This is a genomic window from Nonomuraea insulae (genome assembly GCF_042656245.1).
Genome location: NZ_JBHSPA010000003.1, coordinates 1 through 17,203 on the forward strand (window position 1 = coordinate 1; position 17,203 = coordinate 17,203).

Consider the following 17,203-nt stretch of genomic DNA (forward strand, 5'->3'; position numbering starts at 1 on the left):
ACAAGATCATACAGCACTCGTGACACCTAAAAGACACTCATGGACACTTATTCGAGAGCAGTTCCTAACCCCTCGGGGTCGTGCTTCTTGCGCACGCGCGGCCAGGCGTCGCCCAGGCGGGCCAGCGCCTCCTGTACGAGATCGGCCGCGTCCTCGGCGTTGCCGGCCAGCACGTAGCCGTACCGGAGAAGCGCGTCGCCCCGGGTCCGGACGAACTCGTCGAAATCCTCCACGAACCCAGGGATCACGTCACGCGGGCTTCTGTTGCACGCGGGAGGAGGTTATTCGGCGGGAACGTACAGACTGAGCGTCTCGGCGATGCAGGCCGGCCGTCGCTCGCCCTCGATCTCGATCGTCACCTTCAGATTGGACAGGTAGCCGGCCGGCGTGCCCTTGACGTCGGTGAGCTCGCCCGAGGCCCTGATCCGCGCGCCGACCGGGACCGGCCTGGGGAAACGGACCTTGTTGAGGCCGTAGTTGACGCCCATCGCGATGCCCTCCACCTTGACCAGGGAGAACATGAACGACGGCAACAACGACAGCGTCAGGTATCCATGCGCGATCGTGCCGCCGAACGGCCCGTCCTTGGCCCGCTCCACGTCCACGTGGATCCACTGGTGGTCGTCGGTGGCGTCGGCGAAGAGATTGACCTGGTCCTGAGTGACCGTGCGCCACTCGGTCGGGCCGAAGGTCTCCCCAACGGCCGCCTTGAGCTCCTGAACATTCGCGAAGGTCCGCATGAGGCGAAACGCTATTGCGCGGGCGGGACGGCTGCCAAGTTCGGGGCGGCCGGACCTGTTGCAAAGATCTTTACTCGAAACCATCGCATAGGTGTTCGAGTCCGCGCTACAGTTCTAGGTACCGCAATCGAACAGAGGTTCGGCCTGGTGAGAGGGGGTGTGTCCGATGACGGTGCTCGCGCCGGCCCCTGCCCGGACACGCCGTAGCACTTTCTTCCCAAATCTAAGACGGCCGCTATATCCGGCAATAAAGTCCGAGAGCGTGGACCCTGTGCGAAACCCCTACGCTCCCGGCGCCGGGCAGCGCCCGCCGGAGCTCGCCGGGCGCGATCGCGAGCTCCAGCAGTTCGAGGTCGTGCTGGAGCGGGTGGCCCGCGGCCGTCCCGAGCGCAGCATGGTCGTGACCGGCCTCCGGGGCGTCGGCAAGACCGTTCTGCTCAACACGTTCAAATCCATGGCCATGCAGCGGCTGTGGGGCACGGGCAAGATCGAGGCCCGGCCCGACCAGTCGATCAGGCGGCCCGTCGCGGCCGCCCTGCACATGGCGATCCGCGAGCTGGCTCCGCGCCACCGCGCGCCCGAGCGCATCGAGGATTTCCTCGGCGTGCTCAAGGCGTTCGCCATGCGCGATCCGGCCGCGGCCAAGGGCACCTCCCACTGGTCGCCCGGGATCGAGGTGCCGGCCAGCCGCGGGCGCGCCGACTCGGGCGACCTGGAGATCGACCTCACCGAGCTGTTCGTCGACGCGGCGAGCGTGGCCACCGACCTGGCGGTGGGCATCGCGCTGTTCATCGACGAGATGCAGGACGTGCAGGCCGCCGACGTCTCCGCGCTCTGCGCCGCCTGCCACGAGCTGTCGCAGACGGGCGGGCCGCTGATCGTGGTGGGCGCCGGGCTGCCGCACCTGCCGGGTGTGTTGTCGGCCAGCAAGAGCTATTCCGAACGGCTCTTCCGCTACGCGCGCATCGACAAGCTCGACCGGGAGGCGGCCGACATGGCGCTGATCCTGCCGGCGCGTGAGGAAGAGGTGGAGTTCACCCAGGAGGCGCTCGACGCCCTCTACGAGGCGGCCGACGGCTACCCCTACTTCGTGCAGGCCTACGGCAAGGTCGCCTGGGACCTCGCACCGCGCACGCCGATCACGATCGAAGACGTCAAGGTCTCCGCGCCGGAGGCCGAGGAGGAGCTCGCGGTCGGGTTCTTCGGCAGCCGCTACGAGCGGGCCACCCCGGCCGAGCGCGACTACATGCACGCCATGGCGCAGATCGGCGACGAACCGGTGGCGACCGCCGAGGTGGCCGACTCGCTCGGGCGCAAACCGTCCAGCCTCTCGCCCGCCCGCGACAGCCTCATCAAGAAAGGGCTCATCTTCAGCGCCGAGCGCGGGCTGATCGCGTTCACGGTGCCGCACTTCGGGAAGTTCCTGCGCGCTCAGCCGATCTGAGCGACGCCCCTAGACCTCTATTGGGCTGTCTAGTGGGGAAGCTAGACAGCCCAATAGAGCTATATCGCCATGCCTGTCGAGAGCTTTCTAGGGCTCTCTAGCGTCAGGCCGATACTGGCGTATATTCCGTCAGAGAGTCGCTGTCCTCCGCGCTGACCACGGCCATCCGCACCGCCGGGCGCCGGCCGCTCAGATAGACGGCGAAGACGACGTCGTCCTCGTCGCGGTTGCGGAAGGCGTAGAAACGCCAGCACAGCTCGCGCCAGGTGTCATACGGCTCGGCCGAGGCCAGCTCGTCCCGGTGGGCCCGCCAGGTGCCGCTCGACCTGAGCCTCGACAGGGTGACGGACTCGGCGGGGCCGCGGCGCTGCTCGCAGGGGGCGCGGTAGCGCACCCGGTCGATCAGCTCCTCGATCTCGGGCGACAGGATCGCGAGCATGGCCACCCCGGCGGCCGCGTACCAGGACGGGTGGGCCATGGCCGCCCACCCCGCCACCGGCGCCCACACCGACATCCCGGCCATTCCGGTCAGCGCGACCGTCCTGCCGATCGAACGCAGTCCGACCGGCGCCGAGCTCACCTCGCCGAAGCAACCACAACCCGCGTCGGGCCGCCGCCTGCGCAACTCCAGCAGTACGTACGTGGAAAGCGCGAAGAAGCAGACCGTGCCCCAGCGGAAGAGCGGATGCGTCGTCAGCAGCAGCCCCGCCGCCAGCACCGTCTCACCCGCCGCGCACACCAGCAGTGCCGGGGCCTGCATGCGCCCGGGCACCAGCACCGCGGGCCCCAGCCTGGACAACGACCCTGGCTCACCTCCGGAGCCGACGGTGATCACTTTCGCCGTCGTACCGAGGAGGAGCATCACGATCAGGAGCGGGAGCTGCGATTCCAGCACGAGCGTTACCCCAATCCGATCTGCGCGTTGAAGCATCCTTTGACCAGTTCGCCGCCGAGCTCCACATAGGAGAACGGCGACAACTCCGCGATCCGCCCGCGCGGCGAGGTGTCGCACTCGACGCAGCGGTCGCAGAACCGCCCGGCCACGCACCCGCACGCCACCACGGGCACGTTCGAGGAGCGGTCCGTACACACGTTCCTGACCTGGAGCAATGACCCGACCGCGAGGTACGGCAGGCCCGCGCACGACACGCCGGCCTGCGGGCAGCCGGTGTCGGCACGTTCCAGCATGGGGTAGGCCGCACCCCGCTCCTCCTCGTCGAACGTGTCCGACCAGGTGGCCGTCCCCGAGATGCGCGACTGCAGACCCGCGTACGCCGTCGGCGGAGGCGGCACCGATCGCGCCGGGTACGGAGGCTGGGAGGTGGCGGGCAGCAGGGCCAGGCTCGCGCCGTCCCGCCTGACGCCGATCGCGTCGAAGAGGTAGCCGGGCTCGAACTTGGGATGTCTCACCTGGAGGCGTCCCGACGCCCGGTACGGGATCACGACCGTGCGGTGGCCCCGGTGGGGTCCACAGTCGAGCTCGACCGTCAGGTCCTTACGGCCCTGGATGGACAGGATCGTCCCGGTGATGCGGGTGGTGTCGGCCCAGATCCGTTCGATCACGCGGCCGTCGCGCAGGGCGCGCATCAGCACCTGGGAGCCCACGGGCAGGTCGGCGGGGGCGGCGTCGGCGCCGTGCCACGCGGTGGCCCACGGAGCGATCACCAGGCGCTCCTCCGTGCCGCCGGGGGTCTCGATGATGATCAGGTGCGGGCTGACGTCCAGGATCTCGCCGGCCACGGCCCGCAGGCGCTCGCCGCCGGCCTCGGGTCCAGGAACGCCGCTCTCGCGGCCGAGCGCGGCCGCGGCGAGCACGCGCCGGCGCTCAACGCTGGGATGCCCCATCCGCCCCTCCCTCGTCCGGTACTAGATTCACATGACTTGGGGGCGGCCCACACCGTAGTGGCCCAGATGAGAGCAAAATACGCATCCCCGGGGAAGTGCCTTCACCTACGCGGTCGTACAAACCGCCACCGACCTTGACCTACCTTTATCCTCGGCGGGCCGAAACCTGAATTGTGGTTCCGGCCTAAAAGGGCATCAGGCTGCGATTCTGGCCACGATGCAGCAGACCACCAGTGGGGAAGACGAGTTCCGCGAGTACGTCATGACGCGCGGGCCCGCCCTGCTGCGCGCGGCCCACCAGCTCACCGGGCATCCGCTGGACGCGGAGGACCTGTTGCAGAACGCGCTGGCCAAGACGTACCTCGCATGGGATCGCATCGAGGACCGTGGGGCTCTGGACGGGTACGTGCGGCGGGCCATGGTCAACATCAACATCTCGCAGTGGCGGCGGCGGAAGCTGGAGGAGTACCCATCGGACGAGCTGCCCGAGGTGGTCGAGCACGAGCCTGGAGGCTCCTCCGAGGTGCACGAGGCGCTCGAACAGGCGCTGCGGGAGCTGCCCGAGCGCATGCGGGCCGCCATCGTGCTGCGGTACTACGAGGACATGACCGAGCCGGAGATCGCCAAGACGCTGGGGATCAGTGTGGGCACGGTCAAGAGCACGGTGTCGCGGGCGATGGCGAAGCTCCGGGCCGCGCTGGGGCTTCCCTCATGAAGAGGTGCGCTGGGGGGCTTGCATCGCCTCGGTGGCGCCGGCCGTGGCGCAGGGGCGTACGACAGCCCTGATCTTCCGCAGGCTTCCCAGGAACGCCTCCAGCTCATCCGTGCCCAGCAGTCCGGTGAAACACCTCTCGATGTCGCGCAGATGCTCCGGCAGCACGGACTCCAGCCGCTCCCGTCCGTCATCGGTCAGCGCCGCGTACGACGCCCGCCGGTCACTGGCGCAAGCCTCTCGCCGCACCAGCCCGTCACGCTCCAGCCGATCCACGACCCGGGTCACCCCACTCGTGGACAGCCCGGTCTGCGCCGCGAGGTCGCTCATGCGCAACCGCTGGTGAGGGGAACGTGCCAACCGGATGATCGTCTCAAAGTCGATCTCCGACAACCCCGCGGCGCCCAGCACGGGCTGAAAGCGGCCGAGCAACCCGGCGTGCACCTCTGTCAGCAGTCCGATGGCGGTCAAGCGGGAGTCGTCAAAGTTCATCACGCTCTTAGCCTAACCGATGATAGTTGACGAGCGGAATATTCCTCGTGTAGAAAGTTGTTGCCGCAGACGTCCACCTCACAACTTTCGTAGGAGACCCCTGATGACCACCCGCACCTGGGAATCCCTGACCATCCCGGCCGCCGGAACGTACAACCTCGACGCAGCGCACACCCGCATCGGCTTCGTCGTCAAGCACATGATGGTCAGCAAGGTCCGCGGCCACTTCGAGACCTTCAGCGGTTCGGTCACGATCGCGGAGAACCCGCTCGACTCGACGGCCGAGCTCACGATCGACGCCGGCACCATCAACACCGGCGCCCCGGACCGCGACGGCCACCTGCGCAGCGACGACTTCCTGGCCGCCGACAAGTTCCCGAAGATCACCTTCAGGAGCACCCGCGTCGTGAGCCACTCGGGCGACGAGTTCACCGTCGTCGGCGACCTCACCATTCGTGAGGTCACCAAGGAGGTCGAGCTCACCGTCGAGTACGGGGGCGCCGGCAACAACCCCTGGGGCCAGGCTGTCTGGGGCTTCTCGATCGCCACGGAGTTCGACCGCGAGGACTTCGGCCTGACCTGGAACCAGGCCCTGGAGACCGGTGGCGTCCTGGTGGGCAAGAAGATCAAGATCGAGATCGAGGGCGAGGCCAACCCGGCCGCCTGACCCTCCGTTTGGTTGCCTGGGTTACCCGGTTATCCACAACCCTGAAGCCCGCCCCAACTCCGGGCGGGCTTCATCCACAGGGAGTTACCCACAGGCTGTTGATAACTCTTGGTGAAGGCACGGGGAGCAATCGCTTTGCCGCCTCGCCAGAAGGCCGGTACGCTGTGCTGAGCCGCGGTGGCTTCCGGGAGGATTCGCCTAGTCAGGTCTATGGCGCCGCACTGCTAATGCGGTTTGGGTTTACCGCCCATCCGGGGTTCAAATCCCCGATCCTCCGCACGTTGGAGGCCCTCTCCCTTACATGGGGGGAGGGCCTTTTTTGGTGTTTGTGGGTGTTGTCCGAATCGTGTGCTTGCCGGCTCGGAGGATCTCGATGGCCTTGTGAAGGCCAGGCGGTGTTATCCCCAGCTCTGAGGTTCTACGAGCGACGTGGGGAGTCCGTGGGGCTCGTCGTTCGGCTTACAGGTGCCAGGAGGCTCCAGACTTCCGGGTGGTCTCAAACCTGGCCGTCCCCAGTCGATCAGGTGGGCGAAGGGGGCCGCGCTGGTGAGCACCCAGACAGCGAGTCCGGCCGGGGCTGTCGTGGACGGTGTGAGCGGACGGCGGCGGGATAGGCGGTGAGGAGACCAGCCCGACAGAGCCTGCGGCCTTCCCCGCGCCGTTAACGGCGCCCCCATCGGGCGAGAGCGCGAATGATGGTAGGGATGTCCTCTCGGCGCCCACGCACGAGTGCCACAAGGCCGAGCACCAGCCAGGGAAGAACTGTGATCAGGACAGCAAAGGGCAGAGACACGACAGAGCCACCTCTCGGAATCGGTGTCTGTCGCTGGAGCCTGCAACGCATCATGCACGGCGACCGCGCACCCACAAAACAGAATCCAGCGTCCAGAACGCTGAGCTGAGAATCACATGTCACACCGCTCCCGTCAACCACCCAGGTCGGCGACTAATTCCAGCCCAAACATCTATCCACCGTGGTACGACCCTGCTTGGATGCCGCTTGCAGTGTCAGTGTCGTGCAGCTGACATCTCCGCATGAAGAACGTGCACGCGGTTGCCGCTGCCCTGGCGGCGTGTACATCCGCGGCTTCGATCACGAGTCGCTGGGCCCGCCATTCGCCAGCGATGACCTTCGTCGCTGGCCGGGCATGGTCGGCGACGTTCCCGAGGTGTTCAGGTCGCAGCTTGGGGAGGTGGCGTTCACGCTCGAGGACGTCCCGCTCCTCAGATGGACCTGACCCAAGATTGGGCCACTTTCGCCGGCATACCGAGTTCGACTTGAACGAGCTGGATTGCTTGTTCCTCGTGTCCGCGGACCTTGAGCTGACGGACACGCCCGGTGAGATCCTCAGCTCTGAACCGGTCGGTGTATCGGAGTACGCGACGCTGCCTGAAGGCCCGGATCATGCCCACCGCCCACAAGACGAGGCCGCAGATGAGCAGTCCAGGGGCAACTAGGCCGAGAATTTCAGGAAGCGCGAAATCGGACACAAGTTGATCATATGGTCCTCCCTGCCGCCTCGAAGGCCCTCCTAAATTGATCGCCATGGGTTGCAGTTTCGAGCCATACCGGCAGGTTCCAGGACGACCCCCAGACGCATCAGTCCACGTTGAACGCCCTGGGACGATGACGCCCGCTCCGAGGCTTTGCCCCGCTGAGCGTGAGAGCTATCTCCGGCCGACGGTTCTATCCCCGGCTTGTACGGCGATCAGCGGAGAGGCGTGGGAAGTTGCGGCAACTCGACCAGCGTCGGCCCAGGTCAGCGTTTCTCGCTTGCCAGAAGGGCTGTCCGGATGTGGACACGCTTCGCTGTCAACCGAGTGGAATTTTGGAACGTCCCAAGTAGTCGGATCTTCGTCTCTGGAGCCGCCTTATGGGCTACCCGTCCCAACCACAGGGGCCGTATGGCCAGCAACCGCAGTCTTACCGGCATAGTGGGCCTCAGCAGCCTCCGCAGTACGGGTACGGGTATCAGCCGCCCACGAGTCCACCTCCACCGCCGCCGAAGCGCGGCAACGTGGGTCTGATCGTGCTGCTCGCGGTCGGTGTCCCGCTGCTGCTGTTAGGTGGGTGTGCCGCTGTGGTGATGGTGGTGTTCTCGGACGCGGGCAGCAGTCGTGAGAGCGTGGTGACGGAGGCCGACTCTCCCAATATGGTTCTGCCGTCCAGCGGGCCCGCGTCCGGCCCGCTCGCCGTCGAGGATGGTACCGCCCAGCAGGAACCGGCCCAGCAACAGCCGACAGAGCCGCCCGCGCAGCAGGAGCAGCCCACCGCCGCAGTCGGTGGGACGATCACTTTGGCGGGACGGGATCCCGGGCTGCAGATGGCGGTGACGGTGAACCAGGTGGTGAATCCTGCCTCGCCCGCGCAGGACTTCATGAAGCCGAAGACAGGCAACAAGGTCGTCGCCGTGCAGGTCACCCTTTCGAATGTCGGGCAGGCGGTGTACAACGACTCTCCGACGAACGGTGCGATGCTGATCGACGGTGAGGGGCAGCAGTACCGGTCGACCTACTTCGACGTGCGCGAGGGGCAGTCCTATGGCGGCATTTCGACGATCAACACGGGTGACACTCGCAAAGGGATGATCGTGTACGAGGTGCCGGAGGGGGCCAAGCTGGCCAAGTTCCAGTTTGGGTTGAACTCCGGCTTCGCCCAGCAGAAGGGTGAATGGACGCTCGGCTGACGGGCGCGTCGGCGAGCAGTTCATTCACCTCGGCCGTTGAGCTGGTGCCGCTCGGCCCTCAGCTCAACGGCGAGGGCCGGCCCGCTCATTGCCTCGCTCGGGCACCTCGCTCGGCGACGCTTCTGAGCTACCGACGACGTTGGTGCTATTCGGTAGACCAATGACATTCTGCTTCAGAAGCCTTTTCGCAGCATGCTGTGTGGCTTGGGTACTGGACCGCCCGATCGCGATCTCCCTGAGCAACCCGGCGAAGAGCCCGACCTCGTCCGCGATCACCCATGGCAGCGCTCGGGAGATCCAATACTCGGACGGCCCCGCGAGCGCGCACTGGATGATCGCGCGCAGGACCTCGGCGAGGTCTGGATCACCAGGACCAAGCGCGTGCCCGGCTTGCCTCTGCACTTCCTCCCGAGGCCGTTCCAGCAGCGGCAAGAGGCCTATGCTCGACCAGGTGAGGGACCTGTTCATTTCGGTGTCTCGCGACTCGACATTCCAGGTGGTCCCGTTAATGAGCACCAGCCACGGACCTTCCGGCTTGACGGCCAGAATCCTGCGTACCGAACCGGTCTGCATGCCCACCAGCTTGACAGGCCACGCGCGGGATGGATCAACAGAGTCGTCTTCACGATCACGCGGGTTCCCGAAGTTCCGCGCGCCAGTTCGGCTGTGACGTGTCGTCAGGTCAGATGGATCCGCACAGCCTGTTGAGCTCCGCGACGTCTGTATTGATATCCCCGATCACCTGGTTGGGATCGCCGCCGGTCATGCCGGTCAAGCGGAAGTTCAGTTCCTGGAATTCGGCGGCCAGCCGACTGATCTTCGACCCCACCACTCCTTGCGCGTCGAGGACTGCGCCCATCAGGTCGAGGTACGTCTGCTTGGCCGCGGCTGCCTGGCTGCTGCGGGCGGTCCCGGCGTCCCGGCGGTATGCGGTCAGCGCCGCTGCCGCCTCGTCGCAGCCGCCGGGCCGGACCGCTGACAGCGGTGCGGACGATTCCACGACCGCTCGCGTGGAGCTTGGCATTGGTGGCTGGGGCGTGCTGGACTCAGGCGATGGACTCGGGGTCGGCGGTGCGGGCCGGGTGGTGACCGGATCTGGTGACGATGACTGCGAGGCGGCCGGGGTGGGGATTACCGCGTCGGGCTGGGACTGCGGAGGCGGGGCCGGCGGCGCCAGGTAGGCGACCAGCGCGACCACGGCGGCAATCGCACCCGCCAGAGCGCTCACTGCCGCCCAGCTCAAGCGCAAGCCTGCTCCTCCACCCGCCGTCGGCGGCTGCGCTGATCCGTTCTCCGTCATGCCCTCATCGTGGCCGAGCCGCCCAGCTCGCACCAGATCGTTCGTACAGTGAGGCGCTCCATCTGGCACCCGTGGCCCTGGCCCGTTTCCCCTGCGGGCGGGACGACGGCAGACGGGATGATCAGGTCGGCGAGGTGGGCGCGTCGCGCGGAACTGGCCAAGTGGCCGGCGTGACGTACGAGTCAGTCATCCAACTCCTCCGACGAAACCGTCTCATCCGCGGGCGGGGGTTGGATGTCCGCCTTCATCCCCCAGTCCGACAATCGGAGATCCTCCTCGAAGCTGTAGTACGGGTTCTCTCCGGCGGACCTGTCGGGGCTGTCGTTCGGGTCGTGCCACGCGCTCCATGCTCTGCGGACGAGCTGGTCACGGCCGATCCACAACCGCCAGGACACCTTCCAGGAGGCGTACTTGCCGGTGGGCCTGCTGCGGAAGCCGATGCGCATGCCCGGGTTCGCCTTGTGGAGTTGCGCGAAAGTGATGGTGCCCTCGTAGAGGGTGGTGCGCACACCGTCGTAAACCCCGGCGGGCCGCTTGCGCGCGGTGGTGGCCAACACTGCTCTTAGCGTGGCCGGGTTGCTGAGGCTGACATGGTGGCCGGACTTCAGAACGAGCTGGCACGGCCATTCGTACGTGACCCAACTCTTGCCCGGCGGCAGCGGCGGGTCGGACTTGGCGTACAACTCGTAGCCGCGCTTTCCGATGCAGATGTTGCGGATACCGTGGCGTCCCAGGTTGAAGTTCGTCAGGTCTGTGGCCACGATCTCGCCCTTGCCGAACCCCACGACGCCGCGCACCGGCTTGAGGGAAGACCAACTGTCGAACCACTTCGAGCGGGCGCGCTGGACGATCTTCACCCCATGGCCTGGGACGAGCTGGCGCTGAATAGCGTCGGCCGGATCCATCACGGCATCGGCCCGTACGGCCGGCGCTGCAGTCACCGTGGATGCGGCCACCAGAAAACCCACCACGGCCATTCGTCGCCTCATAAGCAAGGGATCTTCGCAGCAGGAGATCTCATCATGATCACGCTTTTCGGCGGCCGGATCCAGCGACTCTGCACACGGACCAATCCGCCGACATTCCGTGATCGAGTGATCTTGTTGGATGAGGTCGTAAGCCACTTTTCCGCCAAGAGGGCCAGGAATCCCGTCGAGGGTATTCCGGCCCTTGGCCGTGCTGGAGATGTACGTCGACCGTCGCCCGCCCGATATCGGGAAGCACGTGCGTCGTGTGGCCAGGGACGCGGGAGAGGGAGCAGCGGTCCTGATTGACTACCATTGCCAGCCGCTCCCAGAGAGCCTCTCACGGGGTACGGGGATGGCAAGGGTCATTACACCGACTCACAACGCGGCGGAGTCCATCGCCGGGTCCATCGACTGAATGTTCCGCCGCAGCGGTCTGCCGTGCAATACGTGCAACGATCACGGATCTCATGGAGGCGTGCCTGCCGCCTGCAGGCGGCGGCATCACATTTGCCGCCGCGTCACGGCTCCAGGGAACCCGGTGACGCCCTTCGGGAGACAACACGGTGAAATACCAACTCACGAAGGAGAGGCGTTGAGTGCTGAGACGGTCGAGATCGACGACGGAGAACTGATTCGTCGATCGGCGCACGACCCAGAGCAGTTCGCCGCGCTGTTCGACCGCTACGCCAAGCAGATCCATCTGTACGCGGCGCGGCGGCTCGGCACGCAGGCCGCCGACGACATCGTGGCAGAGACGTTCCTGGCGGCCTTTCGCAGGCGTGGGACGTATGACACGTCGTTCGCGCTGGCCAGGCCCTGGCTGTACGGCATCGCCACCACGTTGATCGCTAGACATCGGCGGCAGGAGGAGCGGCTGCTGCGGGCGCTGAGTCGTACCGGGGTGGACCCTCTGCCTGAGGCGCTGGCCGACACCGTGACGCGCCGGGTGACGGCGCAGGGCAGGGATCGTGAGCTGGCGGGGGCGCTGGCGTCGTTGCCACGTGGGGATCGGGACGTGCTGCTGCTGGTGGCGTGGGAGGACATGTCGTATGAGGAGGTGGCGCGGGCGCTGGACATCCCGGTGGGGACCGTACGGTCACGGCTGCACCGCGCGCGGAAGAAGGCCAGGAACGTACTCGGGGACGAGGAGCTGTGATGAACGCGATCAAGGAGTTTCGCCGGAACACCCCGGCGATGACCGTCGAAGCCGCAGACGCGGCCAGGGCACGGCTGATGACGGCGATCCACGAGCCGGGGGCCGCACGGAAGCGAACCGCGACCCGGGCGAGCAGGCTTGGCTGGCGGGTCGCGGCGGCGGCGGCGCTGGCCCTGGTCGTCGGCGGGACCGTCGTGGCGCTCCGAGACCAGCCGGGTATGGCACCGGTGGCCAGCGTGGCCGAGCTGGGCGAGCGCGCCGCCCGTGCGGCCGAGAACGACCCCACACCCGCCCCGGACCCCGCCCAGTGGCTCTACACCAAGGAACTGCGGCTGACCGGCGTCGAAGGGGACGTCGACCGAGATCAGCGCGACACCTGGGAACGGTGGACCAGCGTGGACGGCAAGCGGTCGGCCTGGTACCAGGCCGGCAAGCTGATGTTCCAGGGCAGCGCGGTTATGAACCCGGCCGAGCTGGCCAAACCGCCTGTCACTCCGGCCGGGGTGATCGCCAGGATCAAGGCGGCCGTCCTCGACGAAGACCGCCGGGGGCCGCAGGAGCTGAACGGCCACGTCCCGCCGGAGATGTTGTTCATGGAGATCAACCAGCTCATAACCGAGCAATGGCTCGCCCCCGAGGTGCGGGCCGCGCTCTTCCGCGCGCTGCCCACGATCAAGGGCATCACGGTGACCCAGGACGTGCCCGTCGCCGACGGACGGAGAGGCGTGGCGTTCAGCCTCACCGACGCCGAAGCGCGCAGCTACCTGATCCTGGACCCGGCGACCTTCCGCTACCTAGGCACCAACTCAACGCGGCTGAAGGACCGGACCTACCAGTGGGCAGACGGCAGCAAGGAGACCTTCAAGGCGGGCACCGTGGGCCTGACCGCCCAGCTCGAAGCCGAGATCGTGAACCAGCCCGGCCAACGCTCCTGATTGCAGCCGCGGCCCGTTTTTGCCAGTAAGGCGCCTTACCGGGGGCGACGCTGTCGCTTTCGCGGTCATCACCGCCGCGGTGCTGGTGCTGATCGCCGGCACCGAGGTGCCGACCCCGCTCTACATCGAGTACCAGGCCAGGTTCGGGTTCTCGGCCGAGGTGCTGACGCTGGTCTTCGCGACGTACGCGCTGGCGCTCATACCGGCGCTACTCGTCTTCGGGCGGCTTTCTGACCGCTTCGGCAGGCGCACATCGCGGCTGGGACGGCCTCAGCCCGCGCATGCACATCGGCCGCCCACGGGGACCTCGTCCTCGCGACCTCAAGATGCGAATTCTCAGCCTTGAACCGTTCGGCCCTCCGGAGCCTATTCTGCGCTCGTAGGAGGGACAGGAGCGTCGGTGGCCGTTGGAGAATGCCCTTGCCCTTGCGCTGCCGGCCCCGAGCCGCCATCGTCCGTCTTATCCGGATCGTCAGCCGCTCGACGTGCCCACCAACGAATGACCAGCACCCCGCCGAACCAGCCGATCCCGAAAACAATCGGCCGCGCGATGAGATACTCCGTCGTGATTCTTTCTGGTCCTTCGCTAATGAGATCGATAGCCAGCATCGCCAAGAAGCAGCCGACCACCCAGTAGGTCCAGCTCAGCAGAGCCTTACGCGCTTCCCGGCCCCACGTCCTACGACGATTCGCCATTCATGTCTCCGACCGCATTCGAGCAAGCACACATGACGCGTCACTCCAAAGTATTCCTCCGGCAGCGGCCTCAGGCTCCGGGATAGCCTCCTTCAAGCCAGTTCAGCGCCTTGCCTGATCGTTTGATGGGATCAGGCAGTCCTGCCCTCGGTGACCGAAGGGCCGCGCGAGAGGCGCCAGATCAGATACGACTGCAGCAGGCCCGCGCAGGTGAGGATCACTATGAGCAGTACGGGGTCCGCCATCTGAGGCGGGACCGCATCCCATCCCCACCAGATGAGCGGCCCAAGGGGAAATGTGATGAGCATGAGGGCGACGCCGGACAGCAGGATCGGGTCCTGAACGGTCAGCAAGATCACCGCTGAGACGACGGCAAGGAGCACCACCAGGCTGGCGTACGCACCGGCGACGGCTGCCGCGACACGGCCATTCCGGTACTGCCTCATGCGGTCACGCTCCTTCGACGTCCTGCAGAGGAGGCTGAGCGTACCCATCGAGGCTGTGCAATATCCGTACAATGATCATGGATCTGATGCTGGACCGCTGTCGCCGGCGAACGTGCGTGCTGAGCGGACGGCTTATAGCCCTCCCGTAACCGATAGCCGGCGCTTGCCACCCTCACCGTGCGCGAGGTGTATTTCCCGCCGTCAGTTGTGCAGCTCTCATTCGAGGGGGAGCTGGCGAGCCGACCAGGACGTGGTGTCAAATGGCGAATTGATCAACGGGCGGTGGCTCGTTCACGTCTCAAGGGTGACATGGTGAGCCCTTTATCGTGGCGTTGGCCGTTGAACAGGCAGGTGAGGCTTGGAACGTCGCTACTCCATGAGATGCCCGGCAGGACGGCTCAGTCCATGTCGGGTTCATCCCAGAACGGTGGGGCGAGTGCGCCGTCACGACGCGTCACGACTTTCCCGTCGCGGATGCTGAGCAGCTCCGGCTCAGCGTTCTCATACCAGCGTTGGTAACCGAAAAAGGATTCGTTCTTGTGGAGTCGGGTGGCCAACCAGTCGATCAGCTCTGCCACGCCGGCATGCCCGTCGGGGTGGATTTCCCAGCGGCAGGTCAGCGCCCAGCGTTCGTCGTCGTGGTCATTCGTGCGCACCAGGACCGAGCAGCCGGCGCCGGGAATCTTCGAGGCCGCGTACGGCGACCCGTCGTCCCACGCCGGTTGCGGAAACTCCTTGACCACCCAGTTGCCGACCTCATCCTGTACCGGCTCCTGGTCGTCGGGCAGCAGATCGAGAACCTCATTGACGACGATCGTCTCCTCGATGATGTGCTCGGGCCGCGAGCCGAGGCCCAGGTGCCAGCGCAATTCGGCGAGTTCGGTCTCGGACAGGTCGCCACGCAGGTCCATCGCGACCATGAGTTCGTGAATGTCAGCCACGGCAGCACCGTATCGATACGGTCCGACACCGGGCGGCGGCCGCCGCCCGGCCGGACCAGCGTGGCGGTCACAGGCACGCGATCTCCAAGGATGCCGAACGAACTCATCCCCTTGGCAGCAGCACCTTGGCCGCCGGGACAGGTTCTGACCTGCGGTACGTCACCTTTGGTCGAGCGGAGGTGTTCAGGTCTTTGTTGTGGGTCGGGTCAGGCGTCGCTCGGGCCTGGCCGCCAGCCGACGCTCTGAGCCCAGGTGTCGGCGCACCGCACGATCTCCCAGACGAAAGGCTCCTTGGCGGAGACATACTGTTGTCGTTCCTCGCGGAACCGGTTCGCGCATCGTCGCTTCGCCTGCGCGAACTCGGCCGCGGCGACGGGGTGGGCGCGCAGGTAGTCGCGGAACAGCAGGGGGAGTTGCTGGGAGAAGCTGCCGAGCTCGCGTACGTGAATGTGGGTACGGCGGCTGCCCGGCGCCTCGCGGAAATATCGCTTGGTCAGCTCCGGGTTGTTCGCGCGATGCACCAGGCCCAGTCGCTCCAGCGGAGCCTTGTAGACGGCCGGCGGCTCCAGCGAGCGCACCGAGATCTGGATGTCGATGACCGGCTTGGCCGCCAGACCGGGCACGGACGTCGAGCCGATGTGATCCACCCGCAGCGCGACATCACCGAGAGCCCCGCGCAACGCTCTCCCGATCGCGGCGAACTCCACCTGCCAAACCGGGTCGTGATCAACGATCTCGATCGGATCTCCCATGCTCCGATTGTCCACGTTCTGGGGTCGCCTTGCGCTGAGAAGATTAAGGGCGCAATGAACGTTCTCCCTGCCGCGCGTGCTCGATCAGCAGTCGCAGCAAGGTGTCGGGGGCTTCGATATGCGGATCATGTCCCGTGGGCAGGGAAGTCTCTCGGACCAGGGGAGACTCTTTCACGACTGCTTCGAGTTCTCGTCGCGTCCAAACGCAATATGCATTCCAGGCCGGGACGAGATGGTCAGGGAACACGCCTGCGAACGCCAGAGCATCGCCGCTGACGACAAGAAGCGGGCAACGTGCGGCTCGATAGGCGGCGAACAGGTCGAGGGTGTCTATCTCGCGCATGACCTGCAGGAAGGACTCGGGAAGCCCTTGGCCCATTTCCGCCAGGAACGACGTCATCTCCTGGCAGGCCTGTGTCGCTGACGGCTCATCCAGGCCGAAGAACTGGTCGGGGCGTGTCGGATTGCCATGGCCGTCGAGGTTGACCGCCAACGGGCAGTCCGGATGTTCCCCGGCCCACAGCGCGGCGACCATTCCCCCGAGTGAATGTCCGACGATCATGGGCTGGCGGAGTTCGTACTCCCTGACCACTGCCTCGACATCTGCGAGTGCCTCTCGCCACGACCACGGTGCTTCACCGGATTCCCCGTGGCCACGGAGGTCCATCGACACCGGGCGGAACCCGTTGCTCACGAGAAGCCCCGCCAGGACATCCCAATCCCTGCGCGTCCGTCCGCCGCCATGTAGGAGCAGGACGTCCTGGCCGCGCCCGCCATGGTCTTCCGCCACGATCGGCACCTCGCCGATCACGCGTTTTCCGCTTGCTTCCATCTCGCCTTCCACCTTGCCCAGTCGGTCAGTGCACCTGGTCGTCCCGGGCCTCGAACGGATAGTGCCCATAGTGCCGGAGACGGTGGCGCTCGAAGTAGCCCAGGCCGAGTCCCGATGAAAGCCGTGATTCCGAATCACGTCAGGGCGTCGAGGTGAGCGGTCGGAGGCTTACGCCGGCGACGTGCTCGAAGTAGTCTCGCGCTATGGAGGATAGATCCCCGCTGATCACGCATATCTCCTGGGGCCGGATGGTGGTCGAGGGGCTTGGTGAGGGCAAGGATTTCAAGCTCCACCCCGGAGGCGGACGTCCCTGGGACTGGAACGAGACCGGCACCAGGCACGAGCCTGGCATCCAGCCCGCGGACGTGCAGGAGCTGGTCGACCACGGCAGCCAGGTGATCGTCCTGTCCCGTGGCATGCAACTGGTGCTGGAGATCTGTCCCGAGACGCTGGAACTGCTGAAGGAAAAAGGCATCGAGGTCTACCTGGAGGAGACGACCGCGGCCGTTCAGCGGTACAACCTGCTCGCCCGGACGGTGGCGGTGGGCGGTTTGTTTCACTCCACCTGCTGATCAGCGCTGTGGAAGAGG

At 66.3% G+C, this 17,203-nt stretch carries 21 protein-coding genes and 1 tRNA gene; 10 read left to right on the forward strand and 12 right to left on the reverse strand.

What is annotated here, in order from left to right; genetic code table 11:
- Positions 1-47 precede the first annotated feature (47 nt).
- Positions 48-248: a sigma factor gene (locus ACFPZ3_RS00430; RefSeq protein ID WP_379511865.1), complete on the reverse strand. Its 201-nt coding sequence runs from the start codon at positions 246-248 to the stop codon at positions 48-50.
- Between the two features lie 33 nt (positions 249-281).
- Positions 282-740 carry a MaoC family dehydratase gene (locus tag ACFPZ3_RS00435; RefSeq protein WP_379511866.1) on the reverse strand — a complete coding sequence of 153 codons (459 nt, stop codon included), beginning with the start codon at positions 738-740 and terminating at the stop codon, positions 282-284.
- Between the two features lie 262 nt (positions 741-1,002).
- On the opposite strand from ACFPZ3_RS00435, the gene ACFPZ3_RS00440 reads away from it, so the two are divergent.
- Complete coding sequence (locus ACFPZ3_RS00440; protein WP_379511867.1) at positions 1,003-2,184, forward strand: AAA family ATPase; 1,182 nt, start codon at positions 1,003-1,005, stop codon at positions 2,182-2,184.
- A 103-nt stretch (positions 2,185-2,287) separates the two neighbouring features.
- Here ACFPZ3_RS00440 and ACFPZ3_RS00445 read toward each other — a convergent pair whose 3' ends face one another.
- Together ACFPZ3_RS00445 and ACFPZ3_RS00450 are read right to left on the reverse strand one after the other, a co-directional pair.
- The gene (locus tag ACFPZ3_RS00445; RefSeq protein WP_379511868.1) at positions 2,288-3,079 is read right to left on the reverse strand and encodes a MauE/DoxX family redox-associated membrane protein; all 792 of its coding nucleotides are present in this window, start codon (positions 3,077-3,079) and stop codon (positions 2,288-2,290) included.
- Between the two features lie 5 nt (positions 3,080-3,084).
- Positions 3,085-4,029, reverse strand: coding sequence for a hypothetical protein (locus ACFPZ3_RS00450; protein WP_379511869.1), 945 nt, complete (start codon positions 4,027-4,029; stop codon positions 3,085-3,087).
- Between the two features lie 217 nt (positions 4,030-4,246).
- Between ACFPZ3_RS00450 and ACFPZ3_RS00455 the strand changes: the two genes are divergently transcribed.
- Positions 4,247-4,744, forward strand: a complete 498-nt coding sequence (locus ACFPZ3_RS00455; protein WP_379511870.1) for a SigE family RNA polymerase sigma factor — start codon at positions 4,247-4,249, stop codon at positions 4,742-4,744.
- Here the strand turns inward: ACFPZ3_RS00455 and ACFPZ3_RS00460 are convergent.
- Positions 4,739-5,233, reverse strand: a complete 495-nt coding sequence (locus ACFPZ3_RS00460; protein ID WP_379512044.1) for a MarR family winged helix-turn-helix transcriptional regulator — start codon at positions 5,231-5,233, stop codon at positions 4,739-4,741. The two genes, ACFPZ3_RS00455 and ACFPZ3_RS00460, sit on opposite strands and share 6 nt — an antisense overlap.
- Positions 5,234-5,336: 103 nt before the next feature.
- On the opposite strand from ACFPZ3_RS00460, the gene ACFPZ3_RS00465 reads away from it, so the two are divergent.
- The 4 genes from ACFPZ3_RS00465 (at position 5,337) to ACFPZ3_RS00480 (ending at position 8,587) form a co-directional block, all read left to right on the forward strand.
- Positions 5,337-5,900, forward strand: a complete 564-nt coding sequence (locus ACFPZ3_RS00465) for a YceI family protein (protein WP_379511871.1) — start codon at positions 5,337-5,339, stop codon at positions 5,898-5,900.
- A 187-nt stretch (positions 5,901-6,087) separates the two neighbouring features.
- Positions 6,088-6,177, forward strand: a tRNA-Ser gene (locus ACFPZ3_RS00470).
- 796 nt (positions 6,178-6,973) lie between these two features.
- On the forward strand, positions 6,974-7,138 hold the full coding sequence (locus tag ACFPZ3_RS00475; protein ID WP_379511872.1) for a hypothetical protein: 165 nt from the start codon (positions 6,974-6,976) through the stop codon (positions 7,136-7,138).
- 780 nt (positions 7,139-7,918) lie between these two features.
- The gene (locus tag ACFPZ3_RS00480) at positions 7,919-8,587 is read left to right on the forward strand and encodes a DUF4352 domain-containing protein (protein WP_379511873.1); all 669 of its coding nucleotides are present in this window, start codon (positions 7,919-7,921) and stop codon (positions 8,585-8,587) included.
- 63 nt (positions 8,588-8,650) lie between these two features.
- On the opposite strand, the gene ACFPZ3_RS00485 is transcribed toward ACFPZ3_RS00480, so the two are convergent.
- From ACFPZ3_RS00485 to ACFPZ3_RS00495, 3 genes are all read right to left on the reverse strand, one after another.
- Positions 8,651-9,160: a hypothetical protein gene (locus ACFPZ3_RS00485; protein ID WP_379511874.1), complete on the reverse strand. Its 510-nt coding sequence runs from the start codon at positions 9,158-9,160 to the stop codon at positions 8,651-8,653.
- A gap of 109 nt (positions 9,161-9,269) precedes the next feature.
- Positions 9,270-9,587 carry a hypothetical protein gene (locus ACFPZ3_RS00490; RefSeq protein ID WP_379511875.1) on the reverse strand — a complete coding sequence of 106 codons (318 nt, stop codon included), beginning with the start codon at positions 9,585-9,587 and terminating at the stop codon, positions 9,270-9,272.
- 482 nt (positions 9,588-10,069) lie between these two features.
- A complete protein-coding gene (locus ACFPZ3_RS00495; protein ID WP_379511876.1) occupies positions 10,070-11,011 on the reverse strand; it encodes a hypothetical protein in 942 nt (313 codons plus the stop codon).
- Between the two features lie 436 nt (positions 11,012-11,447).
- Between ACFPZ3_RS00495 and ACFPZ3_RS00500 the strand changes: the two genes are divergently transcribed.
- The 3 genes from ACFPZ3_RS00500 to ACFPZ3_RS00510 all read left to right on the forward strand — a co-directional run bounded on the left by ACFPZ3_RS00500 (position 11,448) and on the right by ACFPZ3_RS00510 (position 13,292).
- The gene (locus ACFPZ3_RS00500; protein ID WP_379511877.1) at positions 11,448-12,011 is read left to right on the forward strand and encodes an RNA polymerase sigma factor; all 564 of its coding nucleotides are present in this window, start codon (positions 11,448-11,450) and stop codon (positions 12,009-12,011) included.
- The gene (locus ACFPZ3_RS00505; RefSeq protein ID WP_379511878.1) at positions 12,011-12,946 is read left to right on the forward strand and encodes a CU044_5270 family protein; all 936 of its coding nucleotides are present in this window, start codon (positions 12,011-12,013) and stop codon (positions 12,944-12,946) included. Before ACFPZ3_RS00500 ends, ACFPZ3_RS00505 begins: the two co-directional genes overlap by 1 nt.
- A gap of 79 nt (positions 12,947-13,025) precedes the next feature.
- Entirely contained in the window at positions 13,026-13,292 is a 267-nt protein-coding gene (locus ACFPZ3_RS00510; protein WP_379511879.1) for a hypothetical protein, read from the forward strand.
- A 481-nt stretch (positions 13,293-13,773) separates the two neighbouring features.
- On the opposite strand, the gene ACFPZ3_RS00515 is transcribed toward ACFPZ3_RS00510, so the two are convergent.
- The 4 genes from ACFPZ3_RS00515 to ACFPZ3_RS00530 all read right to left on the reverse strand — a co-directional run bounded on the left by ACFPZ3_RS00515 (position 13,774) and on the right by ACFPZ3_RS00530 (position 16,625).
- A complete protein-coding gene (locus tag ACFPZ3_RS00515) occupies positions 13,774-14,088 on the reverse strand; it encodes an SCO4225 family membrane protein (protein ID WP_379511880.1) in 315 nt (104 codons plus the stop codon).
- 398 nt (positions 14,089-14,486) lie between these two features.
- A complete protein-coding gene (locus ACFPZ3_RS00520; protein WP_379511881.1) occupies positions 14,487-15,029 on the reverse strand; it encodes a hypothetical protein in 543 nt (180 codons plus the stop codon).
- 206 nt (positions 15,030-15,235) lie between these two features.
- Positions 15,236-15,781, reverse strand: a complete 546-nt coding sequence (locus ACFPZ3_RS00525; RefSeq protein WP_379511882.1) for a GrpB family protein — start codon at positions 15,779-15,781, stop codon at positions 15,236-15,238.
- A gap of 43 nt (positions 15,782-15,824) precedes the next feature.
- A complete protein-coding gene (locus tag ACFPZ3_RS00530) occupies positions 15,825-16,625 on the reverse strand; it encodes an alpha/beta fold hydrolase (protein WP_379511883.1) in 801 nt (266 codons plus the stop codon).
- A gap of 191 nt (positions 16,626-16,816) precedes the next feature.
- Here ACFPZ3_RS00530 and ACFPZ3_RS00535 point away from each other — a divergent pair, with 191 nt between their 5' ends.
- Positions 16,817-17,185, forward strand: a complete 369-nt coding sequence (locus ACFPZ3_RS00535; protein ID WP_379511884.1) for an Mth938-like domain-containing protein — start codon at positions 16,817-16,819, stop codon at positions 17,183-17,185.
- The last annotated feature ends 18 nt before the right edge of the window (positions 17,186-17,203 follow it).